Raw genomic sequence first — 5,754 nt, 5'->3', positions numbered from 1 at the left:
AATTATATCGAAAACGATTGAAAATGCTCATGTTCTGACAATTTTGTAGACAAGATCTCTATAGGATTGAGCGATTCGCAAGGCTTGGCTGTGGGCATAGAGCTCAGTATTCAGGCCTACTGGTTAACGTAACAAACAGAAAAGGGGACTGAGAGTCGCTCAAATTCCTTTATCCAACGCCATTGGTTGTCTTGTAATTTGTCTCCAGGGCCTTTGACTTCTATCCAGTGAAATTGGTCATCTTTAAAAGCGATCAGGTCAGGCATTCCGGTTCTAAACAGTTTTAGGTCACTCAATATGACTTTGAAGAGCTCGATCAGCAAGGCTCGTGGTACTGAGTGGATGCTATGTTCGATGAGTGCTTTAGGGAAGTGATTCCAATGAACAAACGGATTAGCAATGCCAAGCTTTTCATCATAGACATCGAGCAAGTGTTCAATGCCTTTGCTCGAGATGGTTTGGAATACGGCATTGATTTGCAATTCACGCTTTTGTTGAAAGTCGGAATGATAGAGATCCAGCGGTCTATGTTGGTAGCGGTTGATAAATGCCCCCTCGACATCTGAGAAAATTACATCCCAAAACGCCAAGCCGAACAACCCACACAGAAAGCTGTTCTCGGAAAAATAGACTTCCCAACCTTGAACTTCAAAATATTGCTTAACGGCAAGCTCGACTCTGGTTTGGCTTAGGTCTAATTCCAATCTAATTTGTTCGCAAGTTGGCTTTGAAGCGCGTGGAACCTTTTGTCCCTGCTTGCGTAGCAACCTCTGCTCAAGCTTAACGGCGACTTCCAGTTCTGATACGTCAGATGGATTGGTTTGCATCTCCGTGACAGTGTCACTCATTAGGTCTAGTTCATCTTGCTTGTCGTAGATGCGAGCAAGCCGCTCTCTGCTCGGTGGAAGTGATGATTGCTTAAACCAATGAACGGCTTTTTCGTTCTGATTGAGTCTTTCTAGATCTCGAGCAATGTCATTGATCAGGCGCGAGCGTTTTCGCGCTATGGTGCGATGTTCTGATTCACACGGTAAGGATTGCAAAAGGTTCTCAAGAACATCGCTGTCCTTACGGTCACTTTCATAATATTGGCGCTGAACATCGCGCATTGAGATCAGTTGATTGAGCTGCTCTCTGGAGTTGAAGAAGCGACGCTGCTTGCTCAATGGGTAGTTTTCAAAAGTGTTGAGGCCAAGATCGCTTAAAACGAACTGACTGAGATCTTGGTATGTATTGGCAAAAAAGAGTAGCAGTAATACATCGATAACTTCGGCTTCGATAACATGGATACAGTCAAATGTTAAGGCTTGATAATTATCAAAAGGTTGTTGAGTCAGCAGCCCCAATAGCACGTCCTTTTTAGCCGACTTACTGCTTTTGAGGGGAGGAAATAGGTTTAATAGCTCAGGCTTGGTGAGCAAGTGTAAGCCTAACTCATGCTCTGTGATGACAAGGTTGTGTGTAGCTTTAGGATTACTCAGTGCGATAAAGCCGGATGTGCTCAGCTCTTGCAGCGCATCTGAGAGGTTGGGTATTTCAACGTAGTCGAGTTTATCACTGCGAAACCAACACCCCTTACGAGACAGCAAACGAACCATTAAACACTGGCTAGGTGTAGAAAGGCGCTTGTAACCTTGTAGCCAACGAGTTTCATCGGCGCTTAGAAGGTCAGGGTAGTACGTTTGAGCGTGTTCAATCAGTCGATTGAAATTGTCGAGGTAGTAAGTTGGGTGTAGTTGAGGAGTGGATTCTAATGTCACTTGATACGTCGCTTCATACAAAAAGAGCCTAACCCTAAGGTTAAGCTCTTTCTTTTCAAATTCAATCTTTTATCAGATTAAGCTTGAGATGCTTTTAGCTCAGCCGCTTTCGCTTCAGACATTGGCTTAGTGATGATTGCTAGAACAATACATACTGCCATCATTGCTGCAGAAATAGTGTAAGCAAGGCCGTAGCTGTCGCCGTTAGTCATCGAGTAACCAACAACCGCTGTACCGATTGCACCACCGATACCCCATGCCGTGTAAAGCACGCCGTAGTTAGTACCGTAGTTTTTAAGGCCGTAGAACTCAGCTGTAAGCGTTGGGAATACTGCTAGTAGAGTACCGTAACCAACCGCTGCTACTGCAGTACCGATGATTAGCGTGAACTCAGTGTTAAACGTAGCGAATAGCGCCATGTTTGCACCTTGCAGAATGAACGCAAGTAGAAGAGTACGAACGCCACCGATTTTGTCAGCAAGCATACCAGCAGCAACACGACCGCCTGAGTTAAATACAGCAAGGATAGAAGCAAGGTAAACCGCGTTCGGTAGGTTTGCTTGTGCGCTTGCGATACTTGTGATGTTACCGATGATCATTAGACCAACAGAAGCTGCGAACGCGTACATGATCCATAGAGAGTAGAACTGAGGAGTCTTCAGCATTACTTTCCAAGATAGGTCTTCGCTCTTCTTAGCAGCTTTTGGAGCTTGGCCAGCTTTTACTTTTGGTTCAGCTGGAGCGTAACCCGCTGGTGGGTTGTTGATTGTTGCTGCTAGAGGTACAGCGATTGCTAGTACACCAACACCAAGAATCTTAAAGCTTGTTTGGATGCCCATGCTCTCGATAAGAGCAGCAGTAACTGGAGCAAGGTAAATTGCCGCTAGACCGAAGCCTGCTGCGATAAGACCGTTAACCATACCTTTCTTAGAAGGGTGGAACCACTTCATTGCAGAAGGAGAAAGACATGCGTAACCGAAGCCGATACCAGCACCTGCCATCACACCGAATGTGATGTTTAGCATCAGTGGAGAAGTAGCAAAACCTGATGCGATCATGCCAAGGCCAGTAAGAGCTGTACCAAGAATTAGGATCTTACGTGGACCCATGCGGTCTTGTAGGATACCAGCAACAAGAAGACAGATAGAGAATGTGATTGTTGCAGTCGCGTATGGTGCTGATGCTTCAGCTGCAGACCAGCCTTCACCTTGTAGGGCTTTGTTAAATACACTCCAAGCATACAGGATGCCAAGACAAAGGTTGATACAGAAGCCTGCTAGCAGGATACGTGTAGCTTTATCAATCTTGCTCATTTTTATTCTCAGTTTTGTCTTTGGTCTAGTGAGAGCCACAGGACTAAAGACGGGTTATTGTGATTGTTTCTTCAAAATTAGTTTGCGTTTATCAACAGATAGCGCAAAAGAGCGCGGATTATAACCAATAAAAATGTGATTGGAATCTCTTTTTCCATTTTTATCAAAATTAAACTTGAGTTGTTAAAGAACTGTTTTTTATGCGTGTTGCAGTTGTTGTTAACACCTTTCTTTTTTGTACACTTTGCTGGTTTAGGCTCCAGTATTCATGCTTTTTACCCAATCTCTTCCTGCTAGTGCCCCTACAAACCGTGCTGTCATCACATCATTGCAATTAATTTTAAATTATTTCTGTGGTTAATTTTGTGTAACAAAATAAATCAAATTGGGCATTAATCGCCACAACCCCAGAGGGAACTTAGTTTGTTGAATTTACGAATGTTAATTGATTGTTAATAAGGGGCTTTGTGTTTCTTGTTGGTTACAATTTGTTCGTTTTTTGGGCTTGTTTTGTCCGTAAAAAGTGGGAAAATAGTACGCAAACTGAGATTTCAAATTTGAAAGGATGCGTTTCTAGTCTACTAAGAGGCAAGTGTTATGAAACTATTTTTAATTCTACTGATGTCGATTACTGGTGGTGTAGCAGCCGCTGATCATATTCATTCTTTCTTGTTCGGTTTCTACATTGCAGCACTTGCAGTGGGTAGTTGCTACTGGCTTGCATTCCGCAGCACACGTTTCCCACAGCTAGCACTAGTGCTGCTAATGTGCGGTTTCTTTGCAAAAATCGCGGTAACAGTGGTAGGTGTGTCTTGGGGTATCTCTAACGATATTATCCAGTCACCATTCATCTTCTCATTGTCTTACCTATTCTTCTTAGTGGTTGTGTCTTACGTGTGGTTCTCTTACCGCGATAAGCTGACACTAAAGAAACGTGAGAAACAGATTGAAGAATCTCGCAAGCAAGCTGCAGCATAGTTAAAAACAGATTTTCAAAAGCCTTCTTCGGAAGGCTTTTTTGATCCTGCGAGAACCTATATGGCCTCAGATAAAAGAAACCCCAGTATGGCGACATACTGGGGTTTCTTGTTATCGAGCCAGGAATGAAGAGCGTTTTACTTCTTCATCATTTTCGCTAGATCAGCAAACGGGTTATGTGTCGCCGTTTGGTGGTCGTCTAAACGTGCTGTGGCATCGACACCGTAGCGTTCGTGGTCTGTGTATTTAGAATGTTCATGATCGTGACAGTAAAGACACAATAGTTCCCAGTTACTGCCGTCTTCAGGGTTATTGGTGTGGTCGTGGTCGACGTGGTGAACCGTCAGCTCTCTTAGGTTCGAGTAAACAAATTCACGTGCACATTTACCACAAACCCAAGGGTAAAGTTTGAGTGCTTTCTCACGGTAACCTTGCTCCTGGCGAGCGTATGCCGCGCTTGAGCCATTGTAATCTGAAGACATTGCCAAATTCCTATTTGTTGTAATCAGTCGATACTATCACAGCTTTATTGAAGCTCTAGGGATGTTGTCACTAAATGATGCTTTGCTTTAACTAACATCAATTTTGCGCTGGACTGGTTTGTGAACGCTTATACAGAGGGGGCCGTATGTTGGATATGTCGTTCTGGAATAAGGCATGCTTAACAGTTTGAAAAGAAAACGCATTGAGGGGTTTTAACCGAGTAAATGTGACCTAATATCTGTTGGTAAGACCCTATACTAATAAGGAAATATCATGTCACATCAATACACACCACCAAAAGTATGGGTTAACGATACTGCCGGTGGTAACAAGTGGGCGAACATCAATAGCCCTGAATCTGGCGCTCGATTCGACAAAGCTCTGGCTGTTGGTGAACATGCTCTGCAACTGTATTCTCTTGGCACACCGAATGGCCAAAAAGTGACGATCATGCTTGAAGAGTTATTAGCTGCGGGCGTGAAAGAAGCTGAATATGATGCGTACTTGATTAATATTGGTGAGTCGGATCAATTCTCTTCTGGTTTTGTTGGTGTAAACCCTAACTCGAAAATTCCTGCTTTGGTCGATAAATCTGGCAATGAAGACGTGAACGTTTTTGAATCGGCTTCCATTCTGGTTCATTTAGCTGAAAAGTTTGGTCACTTCTTACCGAAAGAGGGCGCTGCTCGTTCTCAAACGTTTAACTGGCTATTCTGGGCACAAGGCTCAGCCCCATTCCTAGGTGGTGGCTTTGGTCACTTCTACGCTTACGCAGATGAAAAGCAAGAGTACCCAATTAACCGTTTCGCGATGGAAGCTAAGCGTCAACTAGACGTACTGGATAAGCAGCTAGCAAACAGTACCTTTGTTGCTGGAGAAGAGCTGACTATCGCTGATATGGCGATTTGGCCTTGGTATGGCAACCTAGTACTCGGTAACCTTTATGATGCTGCTGAATTCTTGCAGGTTGAGTCTTACACCAATGTCGTTCGCTGGGCGAAGTTGCTTGAAGCGCGTGAGGGCTTCCAACGCGGTCGTATTATCAACCGCTCATGGGGTGAAGAGTGGGAACAAGTACCAGAGCGCCACTCGGCTGAAGATATTGATAAGGTACTGAAACTAAAGCCTTAGTTTTTATTTAAGGTAGACAGAAGCGTCACAAATTCTTTTTGAATGTGGCGCTTTTTTGATCCTGTAATTAATCAATTTGAGTTTTATTA

At 43.8% G+C, this 5,754-nt stretch carries 5 protein-coding genes; 2 read left to right on the top strand and 3 right to left on the bottom strand.

Annotated features, from left to right (window positions below; translation table 11 throughout):
- Positions 1 to 116: 116 nt before the first annotated feature.
- Together BCT81_RS19550 and BCT81_RS19545 are read right to left on the bottom strand one after the other, a co-directional pair.
- Entirely contained in the window at positions 117 to 1,781 is a 1,665-nt protein-coding gene (locus tag BCT81_RS19550) for a VRR-NUC domain-containing protein (RefSeq protein WP_102425537.1), read from the bottom strand.
- A 56-nt stretch (positions 1,782 to 1,837) separates the two neighbouring features.
- Positions 1,838 to 3,073: an OFA family MFS transporter gene (locus tag BCT81_RS19545; protein ID WP_102425536.1), complete on the bottom strand. Its 1,236-nt coding sequence runs from the start codon at positions 3,071 to 3,073 to the stop codon at positions 1,838 to 1,840.
- A 597-nt stretch (positions 3,074 to 3,670) separates the two neighbouring features.
- Here BCT81_RS19545 and BCT81_RS19540 point away from each other — a divergent pair.
- Positions 3,671 to 4,051 (top strand): hypothetical protein, encoded by a 381-nt coding sequence (locus tag BCT81_RS19540; RefSeq protein ID WP_061031149.1) that lies wholly within the window; start codon positions 3,671 to 3,673, stop codon positions 4,049 to 4,051.
- Between the two features lie 137 nt (positions 4,052 to 4,188).
- On the opposite strand, the gene BCT81_RS19535 is transcribed toward BCT81_RS19540, so the two are convergent.
- The gene (locus tag BCT81_RS19535; protein WP_004740276.1) at positions 4,189 to 4,533 is read right to left on the bottom strand and encodes a YajD family HNH nuclease; all 345 of its coding nucleotides are present in this window, start codon (positions 4,531 to 4,533) and stop codon (positions 4,189 to 4,191) included.
- A gap of 274 nt (positions 4,534 to 4,807) precedes the next feature.
- Here BCT81_RS19535 and yghU point away from each other — a divergent pair, with 274 nt between their 5' ends.
- Positions 4,808 to 5,665, top strand: a complete 858-nt coding sequence (yghU, locus tag BCT81_RS19530; protein WP_102425535.1) for a glutathione-dependent disulfide-bond oxidoreductase — start codon at positions 4,808 to 4,810, stop codon at positions 5,663 to 5,665.
- Positions 5,666 to 5,754: the final 89 nt, after the last annotated feature.

The organism is Vibrio sp. 10N.261.52.A1, from assembly GCF_002876325.1.
GTDB lineage: Bacteria > Pseudomonadota > Gammaproteobacteria > Enterobacterales > Vibrionaceae > Vibrio > Vibrio chagasii.
This window is presented reverse-complemented; position numbering and strand designations above follow the sequence as displayed.